The 24,244-nt window shown below is 67.5% G+C and carries 21 protein-coding genes; 16 read left to right on the top strand and 5 right to left on the bottom strand.

What is annotated here, in order from left to right; translation table 11 throughout:
* Positions 1-36: 36 nt before the first annotated feature.
* On the top strand, positions 37-609 hold the full coding sequence (locus tag ACPYN9_RS08460) for a CDP-alcohol phosphatidyltransferase family protein (RefSeq protein ID WP_424465647.1): 573 nt from the start codon (positions 37-39) through the stop codon (positions 607-609).
* Here ACPYN9_RS08460 and ACPYN9_RS08455 read toward each other — a convergent pair.
* A complete protein-coding gene (locus ACPYN9_RS08455) occupies positions 581-1,396 on the bottom strand; it encodes a DUF3097 family protein (protein ID WP_424465747.1) in 816 nt (271 codons plus the stop codon). The two genes, ACPYN9_RS08460 and ACPYN9_RS08455, sit on opposite strands and share 29 nt — an antisense overlap.
* A gap of 239 nt (positions 1,397-1,635) precedes the next feature.
* Between ACPYN9_RS08455 and ACPYN9_RS08450 the strand changes: the two genes are divergently transcribed.
* The 3 genes from ACPYN9_RS08450 to ACPYN9_RS08440 all read left to right on the top strand — a co-directional run bounded on the left by ACPYN9_RS08450 (position 1,636) and on the right by ACPYN9_RS08440 (position 3,654).
* Entirely contained in the window at positions 1,636-2,136 is a 501-nt protein-coding gene (locus ACPYN9_RS08450) for an FHA domain-containing protein (RefSeq protein WP_068478243.1), read from the top strand.
* Positions 2,137-2,198: 62 nt separating this feature from the next.
* Positions 2,199-2,828 carry a MerR family transcriptional regulator gene (locus tag ACPYN9_RS08445; RefSeq protein ID WP_424465646.1) on the top strand — a complete coding sequence of 210 codons (630 nt, stop codon included), beginning with the start codon at positions 2,199-2,201 and terminating at the stop codon, positions 2,826-2,828.
* A gap of 283 nt (positions 2,829-3,111) precedes the next feature.
* Positions 3,112-3,654 (top strand): MerR family transcriptional regulator, encoded by a 543-nt coding sequence (locus ACPYN9_RS08440; protein WP_104252811.1) that lies wholly within the window; start codon positions 3,112-3,114, stop codon positions 3,652-3,654.
* A gap of 10 nt (positions 3,655-3,664) precedes the next feature.
* Here the strand turns inward: ACPYN9_RS08440 and ACPYN9_RS08435 are convergent, their stop codons facing one another.
* Positions 3,665-4,531 carry a ParA family protein gene (locus ACPYN9_RS08435; RefSeq protein ID WP_424465644.1) on the bottom strand — a complete coding sequence of 289 codons (867 nt, stop codon included), beginning with the start codon at positions 4,529-4,531 and terminating at the stop codon, positions 3,665-3,667.
* 78 nt (positions 4,532-4,609) lie between these two features.
* Between ACPYN9_RS08435 and ACPYN9_RS08430 the strand changes: the two genes are divergently transcribed.
* From ACPYN9_RS08430 to def, 3 genes are read left to right on the top strand one after another with little or no spacing between them, the layout of a single operon-like run.
* Entirely contained in the window at positions 4,610-8,032 is a 3,423-nt protein-coding gene (locus ACPYN9_RS08430; protein ID WP_424465642.1) for a pyruvate carboxylase, read from the top strand.
* Positions 8,025-9,431: a mycothione reductase gene (locus tag ACPYN9_RS08425; RefSeq protein ID WP_424465641.1), complete on the top strand. Its 1,407-nt coding sequence runs from the start codon at positions 8,025-8,027 to the stop codon at positions 9,429-9,431. The genes ACPYN9_RS08430 and ACPYN9_RS08425 overlap by 8 nt, the downstream gene beginning before the upstream one ends.
* Complete coding sequence (gene def, locus ACPYN9_RS08420; RefSeq protein WP_424465639.1) at positions 9,428-9,976, top strand: peptide deformylase; 549 nt, start codon at positions 9,428-9,430, stop codon at positions 9,974-9,976. The genes ACPYN9_RS08425 and def overlap by 4 nt, the downstream gene beginning before the upstream one ends.
* Before the next feature lie 36 nt (positions 9,977-10,012).
* Here def and ACPYN9_RS08415 read toward each other — a convergent pair whose 3' ends face one another.
* Positions 10,013-11,833 carry an AMP-dependent synthetase/ligase gene (locus ACPYN9_RS08415; protein WP_424465638.1) on the bottom strand — a complete coding sequence of 607 codons (1,821 nt, stop codon included), beginning with the start codon at positions 11,831-11,833 and terminating at the stop codon, positions 10,013-10,015.
* Positions 11,834-12,009: 176 nt separating this feature from the next.
* Between ACPYN9_RS08415 and ACPYN9_RS08410 the strand changes: the two genes are divergently transcribed.
* Entirely contained in the window at positions 12,010-12,729 is a 720-nt protein-coding gene (locus ACPYN9_RS08410) for a lysophospholipid acyltransferase family protein (RefSeq protein WP_424465636.1), read from the top strand.
* Between the two features lie 159 nt (positions 12,730-12,888).
* Positions 12,889-14,274 carry a class II 3-deoxy-7-phosphoheptulonate synthase gene (locus tag ACPYN9_RS08405; RefSeq protein ID WP_424465634.1) on the top strand — a complete coding sequence of 462 codons (1,386 nt, stop codon included), beginning with the start codon at positions 12,889-12,891 and terminating at the stop codon, positions 14,272-14,274.
* Positions 14,275-14,369: 95 nt separating this feature from the next.
* On the opposite strand, the gene pknB is transcribed toward ACPYN9_RS08405, so the two are convergent.
* On the bottom strand, positions 14,370-16,370 hold the full coding sequence (pknB, locus tag ACPYN9_RS08400; RefSeq protein WP_424465745.1) for a Stk1 family PASTA domain-containing Ser/Thr kinase: 2,001 nt from the start codon (positions 16,368-16,370) through the stop codon (positions 14,370-14,372).
* Positions 16,371-16,504: 134 nt separating this feature from the next.
* Here pknB and ACPYN9_RS08395 point away from each other — a divergent pair, with 134 nt between their 5' ends.
* Entirely contained in the window at positions 16,505-16,849 is a 345-nt protein-coding gene (locus tag ACPYN9_RS08395) for an Rv2175c family DNA-binding protein (RefSeq protein ID WP_424465632.1), read from the top strand.
* A gap of 38 nt (positions 16,850-16,887) precedes the next feature.
* Here the strand turns inward: ACPYN9_RS08395 and ACPYN9_RS08390 are convergent, their stop codons facing one another.
* Positions 16,888-17,970, bottom strand: a complete 1,083-nt coding sequence (locus ACPYN9_RS08390) for a polyprenyl synthetase family protein (protein WP_424465630.1) — start codon at positions 17,968-17,970, stop codon at positions 16,888-16,890.
* Positions 17,971-18,058: 88 nt separating this feature from the next.
* Between ACPYN9_RS08390 and ACPYN9_RS08385 the strand changes: the two genes are divergently transcribed.
* The 6 genes from ACPYN9_RS08385 to ACPYN9_RS08360 all read left to right on the top strand — a co-directional run bounded on the left by ACPYN9_RS08385 (position 18,059) and on the right by ACPYN9_RS08360 (position 24,244).
* Entirely contained in the window at positions 18,059-18,442 is a 384-nt protein-coding gene (locus ACPYN9_RS08385; protein ID WP_424465628.1) for a DUF3040 domain-containing protein, read from the top strand.
* A 264-nt stretch (positions 18,443-18,706) separates the two neighbouring features.
* Positions 18,707-19,138, top strand: coding sequence for a division/cell wall cluster transcriptional repressor MraZ (gene mraZ / locus ACPYN9_RS08380; protein ID WP_424465627.1), 432 nt, complete (start codon positions 18,707-18,709; stop codon positions 19,136-19,138).
* 189 nt (positions 19,139-19,327) lie between these two features.
* Positions 19,328-20,323 (top strand): 16S rRNA (cytosine(1402)-N(4))-methyltransferase RsmH, encoded by a 996-nt coding sequence (rsmH, locus tag ACPYN9_RS08375; protein ID WP_424465625.1) that lies wholly within the window; start codon positions 19,328-19,330, stop codon positions 20,321-20,323.
* A complete protein-coding gene (locus tag ACPYN9_RS08370) occupies positions 20,320-20,883 on the top strand; it encodes a hypothetical protein (protein ID WP_424465623.1) in 564 nt (187 codons plus the stop codon). The genes rsmH and ACPYN9_RS08370 overlap by 4 nt, the downstream gene beginning before the upstream one ends.
* Before the next feature lie 35 nt (positions 20,884-20,918).
* A complete protein-coding gene (locus ACPYN9_RS08365) occupies positions 20,919-22,688 on the top strand; it encodes a peptidoglycan D,D-transpeptidase FtsI family protein (RefSeq protein WP_424465622.1) in 1,770 nt (589 codons plus the stop codon).
* A 23-nt stretch (positions 22,689-22,711) separates the two neighbouring features.
* Positions 22,712-24,244, top strand: coding sequence for a Mur ligase family protein (locus ACPYN9_RS08360; protein WP_424465620.1), 1,533 nt, complete (start codon positions 22,712-22,714; stop codon positions 24,242-24,244).

The raw sequence follows: 24,244 nt of genomic DNA, 5'->3' as shown, positions 1-24,244 counted from the left end.
CAGGCACGAACACGAGGCGGCTGAGAGGATGTGCGCATGGGACTCGAGCGGCAGGAAGCCCCGATGCGGTGGGCGACACTCCCGAACGCCATCTCGGTGGTCAGACTGCTCGTCTTCGTGCCGCTCACGATCTGGCTCGCCGCGGATGGGCGTGAGCTCGCCGCGACCGTCAGCCTCGCCGCGTTCGGCGCGACCGACTGGATCGACGGGTTCCTCGCCCGCCGCCTCGGGCAGGTCTCGCGCGTCGGCGAGATCCTCGACCCCGTCGCCGATCGGCTCGGCATCATCGTGATCGGGCTCGGGCTCGCGCTGCTCGGCTACTTCCCCTGGTTTGTGCTCGTCACGATCTTCCTCTGCGACGCCGCCCTGCTCGTGATCGGGCTCACCCGCCTCGAGCGTGTCCGCGAGGGCAGAGTGAACCTCCTGGGCAAGGCCCGCTCGGCGTTCATCATGGTCGCCATGCCGCTGCACCTGCTGTCGTACGCCGAGCAGGTCCCCGCCGAGCCGCTGCGTGTCATCACGTGGTGGATGCTCGTCGTCGGCACGATGCTGCACGTCGCGGCCGGCGTCGTGTACGCGTTCAGGTACCTGCGCCGCCAGGCTCCGTGACGAAGTCGATGAGCTCTTCCACGCGCCCGAGCAGCGAGGGTTCCAGGTCCCGGTAGTCGCGCACTCGTTCGAGGATGCGCTGCCACGCTCGTGCGGTGTCCGCCTGCTCCTCTGCCGGCCATCCGAGCGCCCTGCAGATGCCTTTCTTCCAGTCCTGTCCTCTTGGGATGACCGGCCACGAAGTCAGACCGAGTCGCTCCGGCTTCACCGACTGCCAGACGTCGACGTAGGGGTGGCCGACGACGCGCACGTGGGATGCGCCGAAGCGTCTCGTGATGTCGTCGGCGATGCGCTGCTCTTTCGAGCCCTTCACGAGGTGGTCGAGGAGCACGCCGACGCGCCGGGTCGAGCTCGGCCCGAAGACCGTCAGCACCTCCGCGAGGTGGTCGGCGCCCTGCAGGAACTCGACGACGACGCCGTCGATCCGCAGGTCGTGGCCCCAGACCTTCTCGACGAGCTCGGCGTCGTGTTTGCCCTCCACGAAGATGCGGCCTGCACGAGCCGTCCGAGCCTTCGCGTCGGCGACGTGGAACGAGCCAGACGCGCTTCTCGCACGGCCCGCCGGCTGCTTCGCTGCGGGCGGGCCGAGGAGCACGGGCTCGTCGTCGAGCAGGAAGATCGAATCGGCCGGGAACGCCTTGCGCTGCCCGTCGAAGTCCTGGAGCGTCACGGTCTGCTTGTTCGCCGAGGCGAGACGCCCATAGAACCCGGTCGCCGCATCCTCGAGCCACATGCCGCTCGCCATGGCGACCTTGCGTGTGAGGGGCGCCGACTTCCGCTCCCGCATGCGGGCGATCGGATCGCCACCGTAGCGGTCATCGAAGTCAGCATGGTTGCCGGCAGGAGACTGGTCTAGCACCCAGGAAGTGTACGCCGAGGGTGAAAAAGTGGAACGATCTGCGCTCTCGTTTCGACAACACTCAGTCGTCTGACGCACAATGGCTGGCGGCGCTTCTGCAGTTCACCGACAGGAATCCGGGCACCCCCGATTCCGCTACGCTTGAGCACCGACTCGAGGAGGCAAATATGGCTGGTTCTGACGCTGAGGCGCGAACCCCTGAAGGCGACGGCGTTGTCGATGAGCAGACGCAGTCTTCGACGATGTCGTTCACGGGCGATTTCAGCGCGCAGCTCGCGGCGCTCATCGCCGGGGGCGTCTCGAAGGAAGAGATGGAGTCCATCAGCGCGCTTCCCTCTGGTTCCGCGCTTCTGATCGTGCGCCGGGGCTCCAACGTCGGAGCCCGGTTCCTGCTCGACACCGATCTGCAGGTGGCCGGGCGTCACCCGAACGCCGAGATCTTCCTCGACGACGTCACCGTCTCCCGCCGCCACGCCGAGTTCACGAGGCACGGGCGCGAGTTCCACATGCGCGACCTTGGCTCGCTCAACGGCACGTACTACAACGGCGAGCGCATCAACTCCGCCGTGCTGACGAACGGCGGCGAAGTGCAGGTGGGTAAGTTCCGTCTCACCTTCTACAGCTCGCCGCTCGACACCAGCCTGACCTCCGCGTCTGCCGGGAACTGAACGTGGCCGCTATCGCGGCGGCTGCTTCTCGGGGACCTGGTCGCACGCTCAGCATCGGCCAGGTGCTCCAGCGCCTGAACGTCGAATTCCCTGAGCTGAGCCCCTCGAAGCTCAGGTTCCTCGAGGACAAGGGCCTCGTGCATCCCGAGCGCACGCCAAAGGGCTACCGCAAGTTCTCTGCGGCCGATGTCGCTCGCCTGCGCGAGGTGCTGACTATGCAGCGCGACCTCTACCTGCCGCTCAAGGTGATCGCGGAGTACTTCGACGCGCTCGACCGCGGCCTCGACCCAGAGCTGCCAGGCTCGCGTGCGCCACAGCGTCAGACGATGCTCGCCGCAGGTACCGTGCTTGATCGCGCGCAGTTGCTCGAGCGCTCAGGTGCGAAGCCGGCCTTGCTCGAGCAGGCGGTGAGTGCAGGCCTCATCCCAGCGGCCAGCCGGTACCAGGAGGACGAGCTCACCATGCTGAGCACGCTCGTCGAGCTCGAGAAGGTCGGCATCGAGCCACGTCACCTTCGCCCGTTCCGGGCGGCTGCGCACCACGAGTTCGGCCTTATCGAGCAGGCGCTATCGACGAGCTCTCGACGCTCGCGAAGCGCGAGCGAGGCCGTCGAGCGCGCGAACGAGCTCGCCGAGCACCTCGAGTCGGTTCGGCGCTCGCTCATCCGCCAGGCCGTTCGCGGCCGGAGATAGGTTCATCCTCCGGTTGAACCTGAGGCGAATTCGTGCTGACCCGAATCGCCCGGCGACACGCCGCGAGAGCGGGCTCGACGCCTGAGATTCTGGGCAACTCGGGGGATGGATGACATCTGTGTGGTTCGGAAGTAGCCGAGTCGCATACGCTCCAATAGAATCGACCAAGACGGCTCGGGACTTACCTCAAGTTCCCTTGTGGTAGGCCCAGTGCCCTTACCTCAGTGCTTCAGCCCAGCGAGACTGGGCGCTAGCCGGTCGAAGACGTGTGAAAGGTGCAGGCATGAGCGAGCAGGGACAGGGCGACGCGCCAACCGGCGGCGAGTTGGTCTTCACCGACGGCATTCCGGACCTCGATCCGGGCTCCGGCTACCGCGGCGCCGTTGCAGCACGGGCCGCGGGCATCACGTACCGGCAGCTCGACTACTGGGCCAGGACGGGCCTCGTGGAGCCGACGGTTCGCGGTGCGAAGGGCTCAGGGTCGCAGCGCCTCTATTCGTTCCGCGACATCCTCGTGCTGAAGCTCGTCAAGCGCCTCCTCGAGACCGGCATCTCGCTGCAGCAGATCCGCACCGCGGTCGACCAGCTGCATGAGACTGGCGTCGTCGACTTGGCGCAGACCACCCTGATGTCCGACGGTGCGAGCGTCTACCTGTGCACGTCGAACGACCAGGTCATCGACCTCGTGCACCGGGGTCAGGGCGTGTTCGGCATCTTTGTCGGTCAGGTGCTGCGTGAGGTCGAGTCGACGCTCGTCGACTTCGAGCAGCAGACGATTGACCCCGTCGACGAACTGGCTGCCCGCCGCGCGAGCCGCGCTAGCTGAGCAGATTCAGCTACGGCTGCGACCGGCCCCGCTGACGCCCACGCGTCGGCGGGGCTTCGTCGTTGCCGGGGCCCGCGGGCTCCGCGTGCGGGCCGAGCCGACCTGCGCGCATGATCCGCTCGAGCAGCGTGTCGAAGCTCGCAGCCATCTCCTCGGCCGAGCTCCCCGGCCAGAGGTGGACCGGCTTTGCGGCTCCTTGGGCCTGCTGCAGTGAGGTGCGCTCGGGCAGCGCAGGGGAGAGGACCAGGGGGCCGAACATGTCGCGGAGCTCGCCCAGACGGAACTGATGCTCGATGGACTGGTGCTTGGCTCGGTTGACGATGATGCCGAGCGGCTGCAGTCTCGGTGAGAGTTCCCGCCTGATCTCGTCGACGGCCCGGAGCGCTCGGTCTGCCGCTGCCACCGAGAAGAGGCCAGGTTCCGTGACGACGGCCACGCGATCGGATGCGGCCCAGGCCGTTCTCGTGAGCGCGTTGAGGGATGGCGGGCAGTCGATGAGGACGAGGTCGTACTCGGCCTCGACGACGGCGAGCGCCTCCTCGAGACGCCAGATTTCGCGGATCGACGGGTTCGGGGTGTCGAAGCTCAGCGCCGCCGGGCTGCCGACCATCAGGTCGATCACGCCATGGCTGCCCTCGCCCCACGAGGATCGGGCGATCGCGGCCCTGACCGTGCTCGCCTTGGGGGATCGGAGCACGTCGGCGATCGTTGCGCCATCCTGGGCGCGCGCGTCGAGACCGGTGGACACATCAGACTGGGGATCCAGGTCGACGACGAGGGTTCTGAGCCCACGGGCCCAGGCGGCGGAAGCGAGGCCAAGGGTCACCGTGGTCTTGCCGACGCCGCCCTTGAGGGAACTGATGCTGAGGACGAACACCTGCCCAGGCTACATTCACTAGGCTTGGCGTCACGTTGCTGCATGCCCCTGTCGTCGTTGTCGGAAGGTGGAACACCGGTGTTCAAGAAGATCCTGGTCGCGAATCGAGGCGAGATCGCGATCCGCGCATTTCGCGCCGCCGTCGAGCTGGGAGCCCGCACGGTCGCGGTCTACCCGTACGAGGACCGAAACTCGCTCCACCGCCTGAAAGCTGACGAGGCGTACCAGATCGGCACCGTCGGACAGCCGGTTCGCGCCTATCTCGATGTCGCCGAGATCCTTCGCGTCGCGAAGGAGTCTGGGGCCGACGCGATCTACCCGGGGTACGGCTTCCTGAGTGAGAACCCGGAACTCGCCCGCGCGGCCGAAGAAGCTGGCATCGCCTTCATCGGCCCACCGCCGCGTGTGCTCGAGTCGGCGGGCAACAAGGTCACGGCCAAGAACCAGGCGATCGCGGCCGGAGTGCCGGTGCTGGCGTCCAGCGAGCCTTCGACCGACCTCGACGCACTGTGTGCCGCGGCCGAGGAGATCGGATTCCCCATCTTCGCCAAGGCGGTCGCCGGTGGTGGCGGGCGAGGGATGCGCCGAGTCGAGCGTGCCGAGGACCTCCGCGACGCGCTGGAGTCCGCTATGAAGGAGGCTGACAGCGCTTTCGGCGACCCGACGATGTTCGTCGAGCAGGCGGTGCTCCGTCCTCGACACATCGAGGTCCAGATCCTCGCGGATGCCCACGGCAACGTCGTCCACCTCTTCGAGCGCGACTGCAGCGTGCAGCGGCGCCACCAGAAGGTCGTCGAGATCGCGCCGGCGCCGAACCTCTCCGACGAGGTGCGCCAGAAGCTCTACGCCGACGCGGTCGCGTTCGCCAGGTCCATCGACTACGTCAACGCCGGAACGGTGGAGTTCCTGCTCGACACCGCTGGCCCACGAGCGGGACAGCACGTCTTTATCGAGATGAACCCCCGTATCCAGGTGGAGCACACGGTGACCGAGGAGGTCACCGACGTGGATCTCGTGCAGGCGCAGATGCGCGTCGCCTCCGGCGAGCGCCTCGACGACATGGGCCTCGAGCAGGGCCAGCTCGCGCTGCACGGCTTCGCGCTGCAGTGCCGCATCACGACCGAGGACCCCTCTCAGGGGTTCCGTCCGGACACTGGCGTCATCACCACCTATCGTTCCGCGGGCGGGTCAGGCATCCGCATCGACGGCGGGACGATCGCGACGGGGGCCGAGGTGCTGCCGCACTTCGACTCGATGCTCATGAAGCTGACGGCCAGGGGACGCGACTTCCCGGCGGCTGTGCGTCGCGCGCGGCGAGCGCTCTCCGAGTTCCGCATCCGCGGTGTGGCCACCAACATCCCCTTCCTCCTGGGCGTCCTGGACGACCCCGACTTCCAGCGCGGCGACGTCGCCACCGACTTCATCGAGCAGCGGCCCGGCCTGCTCGAGTACCGTCGCCCTGGCGACCGCGGCACCAAGATCGTCAACTGGCTCGCCGACGTGACGGTCAACGCACCGCACGGAACTCGGCCGACCTCGGTTGAGCCCCGCACCAAGCTGCCGGCCCTCGACACGGCGCCGCCGTTGCCGGCAGGGCGACGCCAGGAGCTGCTCGACCTCGGTCCAGCAGCGTTCGCCGCACAGCTCCGATCGGAACGACGCCTGCTGGTCACCGACACCACCTTCCGAGACGCACACCAGTCGCTCCTCGCGACTCGCGTCCGCACTCGCGACCTCGTCACCGCGGCGCCCTACCTCGCGCGGCTGACCCCCGAGCTGCTCTCCATCGAGGCGTGGGGAGGCGCCACCTACGACGTCGCCCTCCGCTTCCTCGGCGAGGACCCGTGGGAACGCCTCGCCAGTCTGCGCGAGGCGGCGCCGAACATCCCGCTCCAGATGCTGCTTCGTGGGCGCAACACTGTCGGCTACACGCCCTACCCAGAGGCGGTGACGAAGGCGTTCGTGCACGAGGCCACGGCGACCGGGGTCGACATCTTCCGAATCTTCGACGCGCTCAACGACGTGTCGCAGATGCGGCCGGCCATCGATGCCGTCCTCGAAACAGGCACGGCGGTCGCGGAAGTGGCCCTCTGCTACACGGGGAACCTCGCCGACCCGAACGAGCCGTTCTACACGCTCGACTACTACCTCCGGCTCGCCGAGCAGATCGTCGACGCCGGCGCCCACATCATCGCCATCAAGGACATGGCTGGTCTGCTGCGCCCACAAGCCGCAGCCAAGCTCGTGACCGCGCTCCGCGAACGATTCGAGCTGCCGGTCCACCTGCACACGCACGACACCGCCGGCGGGCAGCTCGCGACCCTCCTCGCCGCGAGCGAGGCCGGCGTCGATGCCGTCGACGTCGCCAGCGCGCCAATGTCTGGCACGACGAGCCAGGCGAGCCTCTCCGCCCTGGTGGCCTCCCTCGAGCACACGGAACGCGACACTGGTATCAGCCTGGCCAGCGTGACGGATCTCGAGCCGTACTGGGAAGCTGTTCGCCTGGTCTATCGCCCCTTCGAATCCGGTCTGCCGGGGCCCACCGGCCGGGTGTACAAGCACGAGATCCCAGGTGGCCAGCTCTCGAATCTCCGGCAGCAGGCGATCGCGCTCGGTCTCGCGGACGAGTTCGAGCGGATTGAGAACATGTACGACGCCGCGGACAAGATCCTGGGGCGTATTCCCAAGGTCACCCCGTCGTCGAAGGTGGTGGGCGATCTCGCCCTGCACCTGGTCGCCGTCGGTGCCGACCCCGCCGACTTCGCGGAGAACCCGGGCTCGTACGACATCCCAGACTCCGTCATCGGCTTCATGGCTGGCGAGCTCGGCGAGCTGCCAAACGGCTGGCCCGAGCCGTTCCGTAGCCGAGTGCTCGAGGGACGCGACGTGAAGGTCGAGGTCACCCCGCTGACCGCCGCTGATGAGCAGGGCCTCGCAGGTGACAGCCTCGAGCGCAGGCGCACACTGAACCGGCTGCTCTTCCCGCAACCGACGGCGAGCTACGAGGACACGGTCCGCCTCTTCGGCGACCTCTCGGTGCTGGATACCCTCGACTACCTCTACGGGCTCGAGCCGGGGGAGGAGCACGTCATCCACATCGGCAAGGGCGTGCAGCTCTTTGTCGGACTCGAGGCGATCGGCGAGCCAGACGCCGACGGCATGCGCACGGTCATGGCGACGCTCAACGGACAGCTGCGTCCGGTCTTCGTGCGCGACCGCAGCATCAAGGTTGACACGATCGAGCGGGAGAAGGCCGACAGCGGCAACCCCGGCCACGTCGCCGCGCCGTTCTCTGGCGTCGTGACGCTGCGCGTGGAGGTCGGCGAGCGCGTCGCCCAGGGTCAGACCGTCGCGACGATCGAGGCCATGAAGATGGAGGCGGGTATCACCGCGCCCGTCGCTGGCACCGTCGAGCGCCTCGCCATCTCGTCGCCGCTCGAGGTTGGCAACGGCGACCTCCTCGTCGTCGTCCGCCCCGGGGCCGAGAGCTCAGATGACTGAGCTCCCAGCAGCAGAGCACTTCGGCCTCCTCATCATCGGCGCGGGATCCGGCAACACGCTCCCACCCGCGGACGAGCACGGACCGACGACCGCGATCATCGACGATGGTCCGCACTTCGGCGGCACCTGCCTCAACGTCGGGTGTATCCCGACCAAGATGTTCGTGCACGTCGCCGACATCGTGCAGCACGCGCGTGACGCGGAGCGACTCGGCGTCCACGACGTCCATCTCCGCCCTTCGTGGCCGGAGGTGCGAGACCGCGTGTTCGCTCGCATCGACCACATCAGCGAGAGCGGTGAGCACTACCGCGAGAGCGGCAACCCGCGGGTCATGCTGGTCAGGGAGCGCGTTGAGATGCTCAGCGACCGCGAGGTTCTTACCGCGTCCGGGCGGCGGCTGAGCGCCGACACGCTCGTCATTGCGGCCGGCAGCCGGGCGCGCCGACACGATGTCGTTCCGTTCGACTCGCCACTCGTGCATACCTCCGACACGATCATGCGCATCGACGATGCACCGCGGCGGCTGGCGATCATTGGTGGCGGATCGATCGCCTCCGAATTTGCACACGTCTTCAGCGCGTTCGGCTCCGAGGTCACGCAGTTGGTGCGAGGACGCGCGCTCTCGTCGCTCGATCGCGACGTCTCCGAGACGTTTGTCCAGGCCGCGCGCGAGCGCTGGCGCGTCGAGACCGACACCGCCGTCGTCGGGTTCTCCGACGAGGGCGGTGTGGCCACGCTCACCACGAGCACCGGAGCGCAGCTCGAAGTCGACGCGGTCCTCGTCGCTATCGGGCGTATCCCGAACACCGACACCCTCGGCACCTTCGAGGTCGGCTTCGACCATCACGACGACGGCCGCCTCCGGGTCGACGCCTATCAGCGCGTCCTGCGAGACGGACACCATGTTCCCGGCGTCTTCGCACTCGGCGACATCGACTCGGGATACCAGCTCAAGCATGTCGCGAACCACGAGGCCAGGGTCGTCGCACACAACATCGCGGTCGAACCAGGCCGCCGCCTGTTGAAGAACACCCTCGGACCGGTGCCGGACGTCGTCTTCACTGAACCGCAGATCGCCAGCTTCGGGGTCACGCTCGAGCGCGCCGAGCAGCTCGGGTACGACGCGTTCGAAGTGGTGCACGAGTACGGCTCCACGGCGTGGGGGTGGGCGCTGGAAGACCAGCGCAGCTTCTGTAAACTCGTCATCGCGCGCGGGAGCGCGACCATCCTCGGGGCACACATCATCGGCCCCGACGCGGCGGTTCTGCTCCAGCCTCTCGTCCTCGCGGCGAGCTTCGGACACTCCATCAGAGGTCTCGCGCGCGGCCAGTACTGGCCTCACCCCGCAGCAAGCGAGGTGGTCGAGAACGCGCTGCTGCGCGCCGAGGAGGAACTGTGACCGTTCGCCCCATCCGCTACTACGGAGACCCGGTGCTCCGCACGCCGGCCGAGCAGATCACCGTCGTCGACGACCGCATCCGCAGCCTCGTGACCGACCTGCTGGACACGACGGCGCTCGAAGGCCGGGCCGGTGTGGCGGCGCCGCAGATCGGGGTCAGCCTCGCGGCGTTCTCGTACAACATCGACGGCCAGACCGGCTACGTGCTCAACCCCGTGCTGGAGAGCACGTGGGGTGAGCTCGAGGAGATCGACGAGGGCTGCCTTTCCGTGCCGGGCCTCTGGAACAAGACCCCTCGCTACGAGCACGCTCGAGTCACCGGCACCGATCTTGACGGCGAACCCGTCGTGCTCGAAGGGTCCGGCCTGATGGCGCAGATGCTGCAGCACGAGACCGACCACCTCAAGGGCGTTGTGTATATCGACACCCTCGCGGCCGAGCACCGCAAGTCGGCCATGCGTGAGATCCGCAGCAGCGAGTGGTTCGCCCCCGCGACCGCTGCATCCGCCGCACAGGCCAGCGCCTTCGGCCGCGCGTCTCGCTGACACGCCGCCGAAGGCGCTCTGACCCTGGCGCCAGCGCTACTTCAGCGTGATGCCCTGCGTCGCGGGAGCGGCGTTGTAGATGCCCTCGATGACGCCCTTGTACTTTTCGAGGATCACGTGGCGCTTGATCGACATCTTCGGCGTGAGGGTACCGTCTGCCTCGGTGAACTCCGTATCGAGGACCACGAACTTCCGGATCGACTCGGCGCGGGATACGCGCGTGTTCGCGCGGTCGACCGCGTGCTGGATCTCGGCCAGGACCTTGGGATGCTCGGCCGCCTGGGCAACGGAGATGTTCGGGTCCTCGCCGTTGTTGCTGAGCCAGGTCTTGAGCATGTCCGGGTCGAGCGTGACGAGGGCAGAGATGAACGGCCGCTGGTCGCCGACGACAACGATCTGCCCGACAAGTGGGTCGGCCCGGATCGGATCTTCGAGCGCGGCGGGCGACACGTTCTTTCCACCGGAGGTCACGATGATCTCCTTGATGCGACCCGTCACCGTGATGTAGCCGTCTTCGTCGATCGAACCGAGGTCGCCCGTCTTGAACCACTCGCCGTCGAAGGCGTCAGCCGTGGCCTCCGGGTTCTTCCAGTACTCACGGAAGACGTTGATGCCCTTCACCTGGAGCTCGCCGTGCTCGTCGGTGCGGACCGAGACGCCAGGCAGCGCCGGACCGACCGTGCCGATCTTCGACTTCTCCGCGAGGTTGACCGAAGCCGGGGCTGTGGTCTCGGTGAGGCCGTAGCCCTCGAGGATGTTGACGCCGATGGCCCGGTAGAAGTGGCCCAGGCGCGCGCCGAGCGGTGCCGAGCCCGACACTGCGTGCTTCACGCGTCCGCCCATGACCTCGCGAAGCTTCGAGAAGACGAGCTTGTCGAACAGTTTGTACTGCAACCCGAGGAGGAGGGGCGTTCGCCCTGCGTCCTGCGACTCTGAGTAGCGGACGGCGACATCGGCCGCCTTGCGGAAGATCCTGCCGCGTCCACCGGCCTCGGCCTTCTGCTCCGCCGAGTTGTAGACCTTCTCGAAGACGCGGGGAACCGCGAGCAGGAACGTCGGGTGGAAGGTGCCGAGCGACTCGACCAGCTTCGTGGTGTCGTGCTGGTGGCCGACCTTGACGCCACCGTAGATGCAGAGCACAGAGATGAAGCGAGCGAACACGTGCGCGAGGGTGATGAAGAGGACCGTGGAGGCGCCGGGGTAGATCAGGGCGCCGAGCGGGTCCTTCACATTGCGGCAGAGCTCGACGAAGTTGGAGTGCGTGATCACGCACCCCTTGGGTCGCCCGGTCGAGCCGGACGTGTAGATCAGGGTCGCGATGTCGTCGCCGTTGGCGATGCTGCGCCTGCGCTCGATCTCGGCGTCCTCGACGCCGGCCCCGAGACGGATGAGCTCGTCGACGGCGCCCGCGTGCAGCGCGTAGCGCACCCGCAGCGTCGAGACGGTGTCGGAGATCTCGTCGAGCTTGTCGTCATGCTCCGGGAGCTCCGAGATGATGCCGACGGCCTCCGAGTCCTCGAGCATCCATTCGATCTGCGCTGACGAACTCGTCTCGTACACGGGAACCATCACGGCTCCCGCGTACCAGAGGGCGAAGTCGACGAGCGTCCACTCGTAGTTCGTCTTCGCGATGAACGCGATGCGCTCGCCCGGCTCGATGCCTGCCGCGACGAACCCTTTCGCCAGCTCGTTCACCTTGGCGTGGAATTCCCGGACGGTGACGTCTCGCCAGCTGCTTCCCTCAGGGAGGCCGAACAGGGCGAGATCCGGCGATTCGCGAAGTCGATACTGGAGCAGATCGGTGGTGTTCCAGCTCGGCTCCGGGCTGACTACGGCGGGGGTCTCGGATAGCTTCATTGCAACTCCTGAGTGTGATCCTGGTCGTGAGCCGCCTGAACGTCTTGTCTCCGGCGATGTCCGGCTTCTCGTTCAGTGACCACCCACCCTACCGAATCGGACACGGCGATGCGGCGAGGCCATGCCGGTCAGGTCCCGAGTACACTGATGTGCCATCGCCTATCGGGAGGCCACGCATGTTGTACTGGGTGCTCAAGCATCTCTTCGCAGGTCCCTTGGTGCGCGGAACCTTCCGCCCATGGGTGCGCGGCGTCGAGAACATCCCCGCCAAGGGGCCCGTCATTCTCGCGTCGAACCACCTCTCGGTCGTCGATTCCTTCTTCCTCCCGCTGGCGATCGACCGTCGCGTGTTCTTCCTCGCCAAGAAGGAGTACTTCACCGGCACGGGCATCAAGGGCTGGCTGACGGCGCAATTCTTCAAATCGACCGGCATGCTCCCGATCGACCGGGGCGGCGGAGCAGCGAGTGAGGCATCTCTGCAGACGGGCCTTCGAGTCCTCAGTGAGGGCAAGGTGCTCGGCATCTATCCCGAGGGAACCCGCAGCCCCGACGCGCGGATGTTCCGCGGCCGCACCGGCATTGCGCGCATGATCATGCAGGCCGACAAGCCGGTGACGGTGGTGCCCGTCGTCATGGTCGACACCGAGCGCGTGCTCCCCATCGGCGCGAAGGTGCCTCGCCTGCGCAAGGTCGGCATGGTCTTCGGCGAGCCGCTCACCTTCACTCGCTACGAGGGGATGGCCGCCGATCGCTTCGTACTGCGTTCCATTACCGACGAGATCATGAGCGAACTGCACGCGCTGAGCAACCAGGATTATCGCGACATCTACGCCTCGTCCATCCGGAGCAAAATGGACGCAGACGCCAAGGCGCTCGCCGCCGCCCAGAAGTCGTGAGCGGCACCCGAGACCCGTCACGCCCAGAGCGATCACGCAACCACGACGCGAGTTGCCCCGAGTATCGTCGGGGCCGTTCAGCGTGAGATTCAGAACCACCAGCGCTGCAGCCGAGGGCTGCCAGCACGAGATCAGAGACATGAGATCAGAGAAGCGAGCATGAGCGAATTCACTTCAACCCGCACAGAGTCGATCCCGACGTCCCCAGGCGTGCTCGAGGGCCTCGACGCCTGGCGCGACCTGCCGATCAGGCAGCAGCCGCAGTGGGGCGACGCGGCGAAGGTCGCGAGCGTCTCCGGTGAGCTCGCATCCCTTCCGCCCCTCGTCTTCGCCGGCGAGGTCGACCGCCTTCGCGAGCGCATCGCCACCGCAGCCGCCGGTCAGGCGTTTGTCCTGCAGGGCGGCGACTGCGCCGAGACCTTCGCAGGCGCGACCGCAGACAAGATCCGCGCCAGGGTGCGCACGATCCTGCAGATGGCCGTCGTCCTCACCTACGGCGCGTCCATGCCCGTCGTCAAGATGGGCCGTATGGCAGGCCAGTTCGCGAAGCCGCGCTCGAGCGACAGCGAGACGCGGGGAGACGTGACCCTGCCCGCGTACCGGGGCGACATCGTCAACGACTTCGACTTCACCGCCGAGGGGCGCACACCCGACCCCGAGCGGATGCTCCGCGGATACCACACGGCTGCATCCACGCTCAACCTCGTGCGCGCCTTCACGACCGGCGGCTTCGCTGACCTGCGCGAGGTGCACTCGTGGAACCAGGGCTTCGCCGCGAACCCGGCCAACGCCCGCTACGAGCAGCTCGCCGCCGAGATCGACCGCGCCGTGCGCTTCATGGCGGCTGCCGGGGCCGATTTCTACGCGCTCCGCGACGTTGAATTCTTCGTCGGCCACGAGGGCCTTCTCATGGACTACGAGCGCCCCATGACGCGCATCGACTCTCGCACGGGCCTGCCGTACGACACGTCTGGGCACTTCATCTGGATCGGCGAGCGCACGCGCGACCTCGATGAGGCGCACGTCGACTTCTTCAGCAGAGTGAAGAACCCGATCGGCGTGAAGCTCGGGCCGTCGACAACGCCGGAGACGATGCTGCGGCTCATCGACAAGATCGACCCGAACCGCGAGCCGGGACGCCTCACGTTCATCACCCGCATGGGTGCAGGCAAGATCCGGGACTCGCTCCCGCCGCTGCTCGAGGCCATCAAGGGCAGCGATGCGCAGCCGCTGTGGATCACCGACCCGATGCACGGCAACGGCATCACGACCCCGAACGGCTACAAGACGCGCCGCTTCGACGACGTCGTGGACGAGGTCAAGGGCTTCTTCGAGGCGCACCGCGCGGCCGGAACGCACCCGGGCGGCATCCACGTCGAGCTCACCGGCGACGACGTGACCGAGTGCCTCGGTGGCTCAGAGCAGATCGACGAGAAGACGCTCGAGACTCGTTACGAGTCGCTGTGCGACCCGCGACTGAACCACATGCAGTCGCTCGAACTGGCGTTCCTCGTGGCCGAAGAGCTTCGCGCAGCGCGGCGCTAGCCCAGGGCTCAGACAGCGCAGAAGGCGCACCCCGGAAACGGGGTGCGCCTTCTGCGTTTGGCACGCAGGCCGGGGCGTGGCCCGGCCCGCGGCGATCAGTACGAGGCGCCGGTCGTGATCGTGACCCGTGAGCCCTTCTCGGCCTGCTGTCCGCCCGCGGGGGTCTGCTGCGTGACGCGGAAGAGGTCGAGGAGCGCGTCGGACGGAACGAGATGGCTGACCGTGAAGCCAGCGCCCTCGAGGGTCGCGATCGCCTCTCGAGCCGTTTGTCCGATGACGTTCGGCACGTTGTCCAACTCGGGCCCCTTCGAGACCGAGATGTTGATCGTGTCACCGGGCACGACCGGGTCGGTGGTCGTCGAGTAGGCGATGACAACTCCCGCCGCCACCTCGCTTGAGAATTCTGTGCTGGACACGTTCACGACGAGCCCCGCGTCCTCGATCTGCTTCGTCGCGTTCGCCTGGGTCTCGCCAGCGACGTTCGGGACGACGCCCGCAGAGGCGACGAGGCGGATCGGCTGCCCCTCCGCGAGCGTGGAGGGGAGGGGAGCGCCGTTGGTGTCGGTAGCCGAGAGGACGACGTCTGCCTCTTCGTCGGAGAACTGTCGAAGGGTCGTTGCCGGGTCATAGGTGAAGCCGGCCTCGGTGATCGCGGTTTCCGCCTCCGTGAGTGTGAGCCCCTCGAGCTGGGGCACGGTCAACATCTCGGGCCCCGCGGAGACGACGAGGGAGATGGGTGTCTCGGGGGCGAGCGACGTGCCGGCCTGGGGGTCCATGTCCATGACCGTCCCAGCCGCGACCTCCAGGGAGAACTCCTGGGTGACCTCGCCGACGGTGAATCCTGCCGCGGTGATGGTCGACTCCGCGTCCGCCTGCGTGAGCGACACCGTGTCGGGGACCGCGTCGTAGGAGCCGGGCCCGAGACCGAACCACCAGCCAACTCCGCCGGCTGCGGCGATGATCGCGATGAGCAGCACGGCGACGACGGCACCGAGGCGACGGCGCTTGCGTGCCCCCGCCTGCGCAGCCGTCGAGGCCGGGGGCAGGTGGGGTGCGAGGTCGCCGTCGCCGGGGTCCACCGACAGGGGCGCGTTGACGGTCGTCGGAGCAGCGCCTGGCATGAACGGTTCGACGTGCTCGTCGGCGGAAGCATGGGGTGCCGAACTCGAGGCGAGCTGGCTCGTGATGACGGCCAGCTCGGTCGGGTCGGTGTCCTCGATGTCGTCCTCGTCGGCCGTCGCGAGGACCGCGGTCGCGGGCTCAGGACGAGCCGACTGGCCGAGTTCTGCCTCTGCGCGACGCAGCGCTTCCAGCATGACGCCAGCATCTGCGGGCCGGAGCTCCGGATCGCGTTCCGTGGACCAGGCCACGAGTTCATCGAGCTCGTGCGGCACACTCGCGTTGACCTCGCTCGGTGCGGGCACCGTCTCGTTGGCGTGTCGGTACGCGATGTTGACCGGCTGATCACCGCGGTACGGCTGTTCACCGGTCAGCATCTCGAACAGCATGATGCCGAGCGAGTAAATGTCGCTGCGCACGTCCGCCGTGCCCTTGGTCACGAGCTCCGGGCTCAGGTACGCGATGGTGCCGAGCAGGACCTGGCCGGTCGCGGTGTTGGCGCTCGCCGCACGAGCGAGCCCGAAGTCGCTGAGCTTGATGCGGCCGTCATCGGCCAAGAGCACGTTCTCGGGCTTCAGGTCGCGATGCACGATGCCGAGCTTGTGCGCAGCCTGCAGGCCGGCGAGCACGGCGTCCATGACGTCGATCGATTGCTCTGGGGTGAGCTTGTGGTGGTCGTGCAGCAGGTCCCTCAGCGTGATGCCGGGGATGTACTCCATGACCATGTACGCGAAGACCTCGTCGTCGCCCTGATCGTAGACGTTCACGACGTTCGGGTGCGTGATTTTCGCCGCGGACCGCGCCTCACGGATGAATCGCTCGCGGAATCGCTCGTCGGCCGCGAGGTGATCGTGCATCACCTTGATCGCGACCCGTCGCTCGAGGCGCAGATCAGTGGCGACATAGACCGTGGCCATGCCGCCCTTGGCGATCAGAGAGCGCACTTGATATCGGCCGTCGATCAGACGGCCGATCATGTCGTCGGGACCAACGGGACTCACGTCGTGCAGGATAGCCCGACCAGGCGGGCGCCTCCCGGATGAAACACCGCTGGGCGCCGAGGAAAGGTTCGGGCTCGCGTCCGGCGTCGGCGTCTGCAACGATGAGACCCGTGAGTGATGTCTTCAGTACCCGCGAGTGGTACACGATTCCCCAGGTCGCAGCCGAGCTCGGTGTCTCGACGGGGCGCGTGTCGACCCTCATCGAGGACAAGCAGCTGCTGTCCTTCCGCATCGACCGCGAGCCACGCATCCCGCGGGAATTCATCAAGGACGGCGAACCGCTCGCTGGGCTACGTGGCACCCTCTTCCTGCTCAGCGACGCAGGTCTGAGCGCGCACGATCAGATGGTCTGGCTGCTGAGCGTCGATGAGACCCTCGGTGTCGCGCCCGTGGATGCGCTCGTCCAGGGCCGCAAGACCCAGGTCCGCCACGCAGTGCAGCTGCTCGCTATCTAGGCAGCTCGGGCGCGGCTCGAGGTCGAGCCCCGTATCGCTCAGTGCTTGCGATGCGCGGTCCGCTCGGCGAGCTGCTCGAGCAAGCTTCTCGAGGCCGAATCCAGTTCGAGCTCCCTGAGACCCGAGAGCGCTTCATCCAGCGAGGAGCTGATGAGGTCCTCCGTGCGCTGTAGCCCGCCGGACTCGGTGATGAGCGTCTGCATCCACTGGATGTCGGCGTGGGTCACGCTCTGGTCGCCGAGCAGCTCATCGAGGCGGGCGGAGTCCTCTGGAGAGGCCAGCTCCTGCGCGGCAGCGATCATGAGCGTGCGCTTGCCCTCGCGAAGGTCGTCGCCACTCGGCTTTCCGGTGACCGCCTCGTCCCCGAAGACGCCAAGCACGTCGTCTCGGAGCTGGAAGGCGAGGCCGAGCGGCAGGCCAAAGGCGCGGATCTGCGCGACGAGATCGTCGGATGCGCCGCCGAGCAGCGCCCCGAGCACGAGCGGCTCCTCGACGCTGTACCTTGCGGACTTCGAGATGGCGATCGTCTTCGCCCGAGAGGCGCGGTCCTCAATTGGGACCACTGGCCACGCGACCTCCTCGACGAGGTCGAGGTACTGACCCACCGTGACCTCGCCGCGCATCTTGCTGAACTCGGCCCTGGCGCGGACGGCGTTCTCGGGCGCGACGAGCGCGCACGCTTCGACGAAGAGCTGGTCGCTCCAGACGAGCAGCAGATCGCCGAGGAGGATAGCGGCGCTGAGGCCGAAGTGTGCGTCGTCGCCTGCCCAGCCCGAGTCGCGGTGGTGGCTCGCAAATGCACGGTGCGTGGATGGGGCACCGCGTCGGGTGTCCGAGCGGTCGATGATGTCGTCGTGCACCAGCGCGGCAGCGTGGAAGAGCTCGATGGACGCGGCCGCGAGCACGACCACATCACTTGGTTCGGCAGTGCCTTCTGCGCTGCTGAACCCCGCCGAGCAGAACGCAGCCCTGAGCCGTTTGCCGCCGGTCGTGAACGCGGCGGCCTGCTCGAGGAAGGCGGGCACATCGACCCCGATGGGCCCGAGGACTCGCAGGTTCTCGGCAATGGTGGCGTCCAGACGACGCTGGACTTTGGAGGACAGCGAAGAACTCTCAGACACGACACCACTCTACCCAGGTGCGCGCGCCTACAATGGGCGCAATACTTCGGAGCGGGGCTCCGATCGCCCCCTTGAGCACGAGGTCAACATGGCACTATCTGAGCAAGAGCAGCGGTTGCTTGATGAGATGGAGCGCAGCTTCTACCAGAACGATGCGGACGTGGTGTCCACATCGCCGAGAAGCGGTGCTGCGGTCACCACGCGAGCCGTCGTCGTCGCGTTTCTTTCCGTCGCAGTGGGCATCGGCGTTGTCGTCGCCGGCGTCGCCACCAACATCCCGGTCCTCGGTGTCGTCGGGTTCGTCCTGATGCTCGCTGGGGTCGTCTACGCGTTCGCGGTCCCCAAGGGCTCCGCGTCGCAGTCCGATCCCTTGCCGACAGGTCGCCCCTCATCGAAGAGCGGCGACTCGTCAGACGGATCGTTCATGGACAAGCTCGGCGACCGCTGGGACAAACGCCAGCAAGGGGAGTAGATCGAGGCGCGCTCCACCGCGCCCACCCTCCCTCCACCCAGCCCCACACCACACCACCTCGGGACCGGCCACCAGGCCGGTCCCGTTTTTTTGTGCCCTTTTCGCGGTATGAAGGCTCCACTTCCCTCCACCAGGCAGAGGCCAGTAATTTACTGGCCTCTTTTGACATTCACAGGTGCCAGATGTGGTGTTTTCGTAGAAGTGTGGTGTGTTGTGGAGTAAAGTGGAGTCTGTGGGAATTCAGCGACTTGGAGGGGGGCGTGCATGTTCCTCGGCACGTACACGCCCAAGCTCGACGAGAAGGGGCGGCTCATCCTTCCGGCCAAGTTCCGGGACGAGCTCGCTGAGGGCGTCGTGCTGACCCGCGGCCAGGACCGCTGTGTCTACGTCTTCTCGAACAGCGAGTTCGAGGAGCTGCACAACCGCATCCGCCAAGCGCCCGTCACCAGCAAGCAGGCCCGTGACTACCTGCGCCTCCTGCTCTCCGGGGCGCACGCCGAGACGCCCGACCGGCAGAACCGCGTCACCATTCCCCAGCAGTTGCGGCAGTACGCCGGACTCGATCGCGAACTCGCGGTCATCGGCGCAGGCACCCGTGCCGAGATCTGGGATGCCGAGGCCTGGAACTCCTACGTGGAGGCCAACGAGGCCGCCTTCTCCGAGACCGCTGAGGAGGTGATTCCGGGACTCTTCTGACCCTGACCGCCGATTCTCAGCCGTTCCGCTCTGATGCGCCTTCCCTCGCAGCAGAGCACCGCAGCACCGCGGAGCCCCATCTGAAGCCACTTCCCCGGCGGCAGAAGGAATCTCCACTTCGCTCCCCTCGCACCCCGCGAGGCGAGAGAACGGATGGGAATCAGTGATCAGGGAGGAACCCGGACAGCCATGACAGACAACACCCAGAACACGCAGCTCGACGGTGACCGCGACCCCGCATCCCTCCACACGCCGGTGCTGCTCGAGCGCTGCGTCGAACTCCTCGCGCCCGCACTCCAGGCGCCGGGCAGCATCTACGTCGACGCGACCCTCGGTATGGGCGGTCACAGCGAGGCGGTCCTCGACCGCTGCCCCAACGCCCGCCTGATCGGCTTCGACCGCGACTCCGAAGCGCTCGGCCTCGCCGGCCGCAGACTCGCGCGCTTCGGTGACCGAGTGTCGCTGGTGCACGCGGTCTACGACCAGTTCGAGTCATCGCTCGATGAGCTCGGGGTCGGCACCGTCGACGCCGTTCTCTTCGATCTCGGGGTGTCGTCGCTCCAGCTCGACGAGGCGAGCCGTGGATTCTCGTACAGCCAGGATGCGCCGCTCGATATGCGCATGGACGCGACCACGGGCACGACCGCCGCCGAGATCGTCGCCACCTACGGCGAGGAAGAGCTCAAGCAACTTTTCTACCGCTACGGCGACGAGAAGCTAGCCCCGCGCTACGCGAGCTGGATCGTGCGTGAGCGCGCCGAGGCGCCCATCCGCACGACGGGTCAACTGGTCGACGTACTCCAGCGGGCGACGCCGGCCGCCAAGCGCGACGCCGGGCACCCCGCGAAGCGGGTGTTCCAGGCGCTGCGCATCGAGGTGAACGCCGAACTCGGCGCCCTCGAGCGCGCGCTTCCGCAGGCCCTCGACCGAGTCGCCGTCGGCGGCCGCGTCGTCGTCGAGTCCTACCAGTCGCTCGAGGACCGCTTCGTGAAGCGCCTCTTCGAGACCAAGACCACGTCGACCGCCCCAAGCGGGCTGCCGGTTGAGCTTCCCGAGCACAAGCCGGAGTTCCTGCGCCTCGTGCGCGGAGCCGAGCGCGCCGGAGCCGACGAAGGCGAAACCAACCCACGAGCACTGCCCGTGCGCTTGCGCGCGGTGGAACGAGTTAGGAGCCCACGGGCATGACGGCAGCAACGAGCATCCTCCGAGGATCCGCCGCACCACGCCGCCAGACGGCGGCTCCCAAGAAGCAGGGCACGACGCCGCGGCTGCGGCTCGTCGAGGCCCCCCGCATTCGGAGTCTCTGGAGCTTCCGCTCGGTCATGGTCTCGATCGCGATCCTCGCGGTCGTGTTCGTGACACAGCTGGCGCTCAGCATCGTGATCTCCCAGGGCGCCTACGAGGTCAGCGCCCTCGAGCAGTCTCAGACTGAGCTCGAGCGAGCCGAGTCGGCTGCGCTCGAGGAGCTGAGCGCTATGTCGTCGGCCCAGAACCTCGCGGTCGAGGCCACGAAGCTCGGCATGGTTCCGACCGACTCGCAGGCGTTCCTGCAGGTCGGCTCCGCGTCGCTGGCGACCGAGGTCAGCTCGACCGGAACATCCGCCCCCATTAACACCGGGCTCGTCACCAACGAGGTGACGCAGCCACCAGCACCCGCTCAGGGAGCGGACGGAGTTTCAGCGCAGCCTGCGGCTGCTCCTGAAGTACCGTCGGTGACCGAGCTGCGCTCTCCCTCCACGAGGTAGATCCGCCGAGAGCAAGGCTGAAGGGGAGGACCACCGTGTCACCGAAAGTGTCCAGGCGCAGGGCAGGCCTCGTCATCATCCTGGTGACGGCGGTGCTCGTCGCCTTCGGGGTGCGCCTCATCGATGTGCAGCTCGTCTCCGCGTCCACGATCAACGCCGACGCAGAGTCGAAGCGCGGCGTGTCCAGCACGATCTTCAGCGAGCGCGGCTCGATCGTCGACCGCAACGGCGAAATCCTCGCCGACTCCGCCGACCGCTTCGACCTCACCGTCGCGCCGTCCAACGTCGACGAGTTCGACCGGAAGGGCGACGACGGCAAGGTCTCCACAGTCTCGAGGGAGCAGGCGCTCGGCGAGATCGCCGCGATCACCGGACAGCAGCAGGCTGAGCTGGTCGGCGTCGTGGATGCGGCCCTCGCGATCGACCCGGAGAGCAACTTCGCCTACCTCAGCAGAGGCCTCGAACTCGCCGCGTACGAGAAGGTGCGCGCGCTGGAGATCCCGTGGATCTACCCGAAGCGGGAGGCCGCACGCGTCTACCCGAACGGCCAGGTCGCGGGCAACCTGACCGGCTTCCTCGGCGCCGACGGTGAGCCGCTCGCCGGGCTCGAGCTCTCCGAGAACCAGTGCCTCGCGGGCGTCGACGGCGAAGAGACCTACGAGCGCAGCGCCGACAACGTGCGCATCCCGGGCACCGAGGTGACGCTGACCGAAGCCAAGCAGGGCGGCACCCTCAAGCTCACGGTCGACGCCGACCTCCAGTACTACGCCCTCCAGGTCCTGGCCCAGCAGGTCACCGCCATGGGCGGGCAGTGGGGACACATCGTCGTCGAGGAAGTCGGCACGGGCAAGATCCTCGCCGTCGCGGACTACCCGTCCGTCGACCCCAACGACCCAGGGGCCACGGCAACCGAGGCACGCGGCTCGCGGGCCTTCACGGCGCCGTACGAACCCGGCTCAACGATGAAGGCGCTCACGGCCGCCATGGTCTTCGACCGGGGCCTCTCGACGCCCGACGAACAGTTCACCGTGCCCGGCCGCTTCGAGCAGACCGACGTGAGCTTCGGCGACGACTGGGCGCACGGCGACGAGCGGTGGACCGCAGCGGGCATCATGACGCGCTCGTCGAACATCGGCATCGCCATGATGGGCCAGCGTCTGAGCGCGAGCGAGCGCTACGACTACATGCTCGACTTCGGCCTGAACGCCGACACCGAGGTCGACTTTCTCGGCGAAGAGTCGGGCACCGTGCACCCGTGGCAGGACTGGGACCCGCAGACGAACTACGCCACGATGTTCGGCCAGGGCCTGCAGGTCACCGCGCCCCAGATGGCGAGCGCCTACGCCACGATCGCAAACGGCGGGCAGCGGCTCCCCGTGCAGCTCGTCGAGGGCTGTGAGACCGAGGACGGCTTCGTCGCGAACGAGGCCGGCGAGCCGCGACAGGTCGTCTCCGCGCAGGCCGCGGCCGACACGCTCACTCTCCTGGAGGCCACCGCACAGAGCGGCAGTCTGGCACAGCAGGTCGCGATCCCCGGCTATCGGGTCGGCATCAAGACGGGCACCGCCGAGGTCTCTGACGGACAGGGCAGCTACGTCGAGGGCAGCTTCATGACCTCGATGGCCGGCGTCGCACCGATCGACGACCCCAAGTACGTCGTGACGGTCTCGATCATGAACCCAACTACGATGAGGGGCAGCGCGGCCACCGCGCCCGCATGGCACGATGTCATGGCGTACGTCCTCCAATCAAACCGGGTGGCACCCTCGCCGAGCCCGTGGCCGAGCATCCCGACCACGTTCTGATCCGCACTACTGCACAGGAAGTCATGCCCGCAGCAAGCATCCGTCCATCCCATCCCGTGCCGCGCTCGCTCTCGGAGCTGTGCGCGCACTTCGGTCTCGACGCACCGGAAGGCGTCGACCAGGTCGAGGTGACCGGAGTCTCCATCTCCTCGCTCGACGTCGAATCAGGCGATCTCTACGTGGGGCTGCCAGGTGCGCGGGTCCACGGGGCGAGCTACGCGGCCAAGGCGGAGGAAGCCGGCGCCGTCGCGATCCTGACCGACGCTGCCGGGGCTGAGCTCGCGGGCGAGCTCGGGGTCCCCGTGCTCGTGACTGAGGAGCCCAGACTGGCCCTCGGTGACGTTTCCGCGTGGATCTACCGCACAGACCCTGACCAGCCGAAACTCTTCGGAGTCACCGGCACCAACGGCAAGACGTCGGTCGTGTACATCCTGGACGGTCTGCTGCTGCAGCTCGGCGTCGTCACTGGCCTGACCACAACCGTCGAGCGTCGCATCGGCGAAGAGCGCATCGAGGCGAGCCTGACCACGCCGGAGGCCAGCGAGCTGCACGCCCTGCTTGCGCGGATGCGCGAAGTCGGAGTGCACGCCGCGAGCATCGAGGTCTCGGCGCAGGCCGTGACCCGGCATCGGGTCGACGGCATCGAGTTCGACGTCGTGGGGTTCATCAACCTCTCCCACGATCATCTCGACGACTACGCCGACTTCGAGACCTACTTCGGCGAGAAGCTCAAGCTCTTCACCCCGGAACGCGCACGACGCGGCGTGGTCTCGCTCGACAGTGAGTGGGGCGCGAGAGTCGTGGAAGACAGCCGTATCCCTGTCACGACGATCTCCTCCAAGCCGGGCGTCGAGGCCGACTGGAACCTTGTCGTCACCGGGGCAAGCGGCGGCAGCACGAGCTTCACGCTCACCGGCCCCGACGACCGAGTGCTGCACTCGAGCATCCCGATGCCTGGCTGGTTCTCGGCCGCGAACGCGGGCCTTGCGATCGCGATGCTCGTCGAGTCCGGCTACGACCTGGGCGAGATCGCGGAAGTGCTGGAGCGCGACGGCGGCATCGATGCGTTTGTGCCAGGGCGCCTCGAGCTCGTCTCTGGCGACACAGGTCCGCGTCTCTACGTCGACTACGGGCACACCCCGGACGCGTTCGAGCAGACCCTTGGGGCGCTCCGCGAGATGACCAGCGGCCGCCTGTTCATGGTCTTCGGCGCCGACGGCGACCGCGACCGGACGAAGCGCCCGGAGATGGCCCGCGTCGCCGCCGCAGGCAGCGACGTCGTCATCATCACCGATTACAACCCGCGCACCGAGGACCCGGACGAGATTCGCCGGGTACTCGTCGAGAGCGCGAAGGCGAGCTACCCAGACCGCGAGCTCTACGAGATCGCCGACGCGAGCGCTGGGCTCCGCAAGGCGGTTTCACTCGCGGGCCCAGAGGACACTATTCTCATTGCCGGCCCCGGCCACGAGAGCTACACCGAGGTCGCGGGCAGCAAGATCCAGTATTCGGCACGAGACGAGGCCAGAGCGGCACTCAGGGAAGCAGGGTGGTGA

The sequence above is a fragment of the Pseudoclavibacter helvolus genome, assembly GCF_049707175.1.
In the GTDB taxonomy this organism is placed as follows: domain Bacteria; phylum Actinomycetota; class Actinomycetes; order Actinomycetales; family Microbacteriaceae; genus Pseudoclavibacter; species Pseudoclavibacter helvolus_A.
The sequence above is the reverse complement of the archived record's forward strand: the minus strand, read 5'-3'. Positions and strand labels throughout refer to the sequence as shown.

Bases quoted from the DNA above. Each gene is read 5' to 3' on its own strand.
- ACPYN9_RS08460 (WP_424465647.1), top strand. From the start codon at position 37: ATGGGACTCGAGCGGCAGGAAGCCCCGATGCGGTGGGCGACACTCCCG.
- ACPYN9_RS08455 (WP_424465747.1), bottom strand. From the start codon at position 1,396: ATGCGGGAGCGGAAGTCGGCGCCCCTCACACGCAAGGTCGCCATGGCG.
- ACPYN9_RS08450 (WP_068478243.1), top strand. From the start codon at position 1,636: ATGGCTGGTTCTGACGCTGAGGCGCGAACCCCTGAAGGCGACGGCGTT.
- ACPYN9_RS08440 (WP_104252811.1), top strand. From the start codon at position 3,112: ATGAGCGAGCAGGGACAGGGCGACGCGCCAACCGGCGGCGAGTTGGTC.
- ACPYN9_RS08425 (WP_424465641.1), top strand. From the start codon at position 8,025: ATGACTGAGCTCCCAGCAGCAGAGCACTTCGGCCTCCTCATCATCGGC.
- ACPYN9_RS08415 (WP_424465638.1), bottom strand. From the start codon at position 11,833: ATGAAGCTATCCGAGACCCCCGCCGTAGTCAGCCCGGAGCCGAGCTGG.
- ACPYN9_RS08410 (WP_424465636.1), top strand. From the start codon at position 12,010: ATGTTGTACTGGGTGCTCAAGCATCTCTTCGCAGGTCCCTTGGTGCGC.
- ACPYN9_RS08405 (WP_424465634.1), top strand. From the start codon at position 12,889: ATGAGCGAATTCACTTCAACCCGCACAGAGTCGATCCCGACGTCCCCA.
- pknB (WP_424465745.1), bottom strand. From the start codon at position 16,370: ATGATCGGCCGTCTGATCGACGGCCGATATCAAGTGCGCTCTCTGATC.
- ACPYN9_RS08385 (WP_424465628.1), top strand. From the start codon at position 18,059: ATGGCACTATCTGAGCAAGAGCAGCGGTTGCTTGATGAGATGGAGCGC.
- mraZ (WP_424465627.1), top strand. From the start codon at position 18,707: ATGTTCCTCGGCACGTACACGCCCAAGCTCGACGAGAAGGGGCGGCTC.
- rsmH (WP_424465625.1), top strand. From the start codon at position 19,328: ATGACAGACAACACCCAGAACACGCAGCTCGACGGTGACCGCGACCCC.
- ACPYN9_RS08370 (WP_424465623.1), top strand. From the start codon at position 20,320: ATGACGGCAGCAACGAGCATCCTCCGAGGATCCGCCGCACCACGCCGC.
- ACPYN9_RS08360 (WP_424465620.1), top strand. From the start codon at position 22,712: ATGCCCGCAGCAAGCATCCGTCCATCCCATCCCGTGCCGCGCTCGCTC.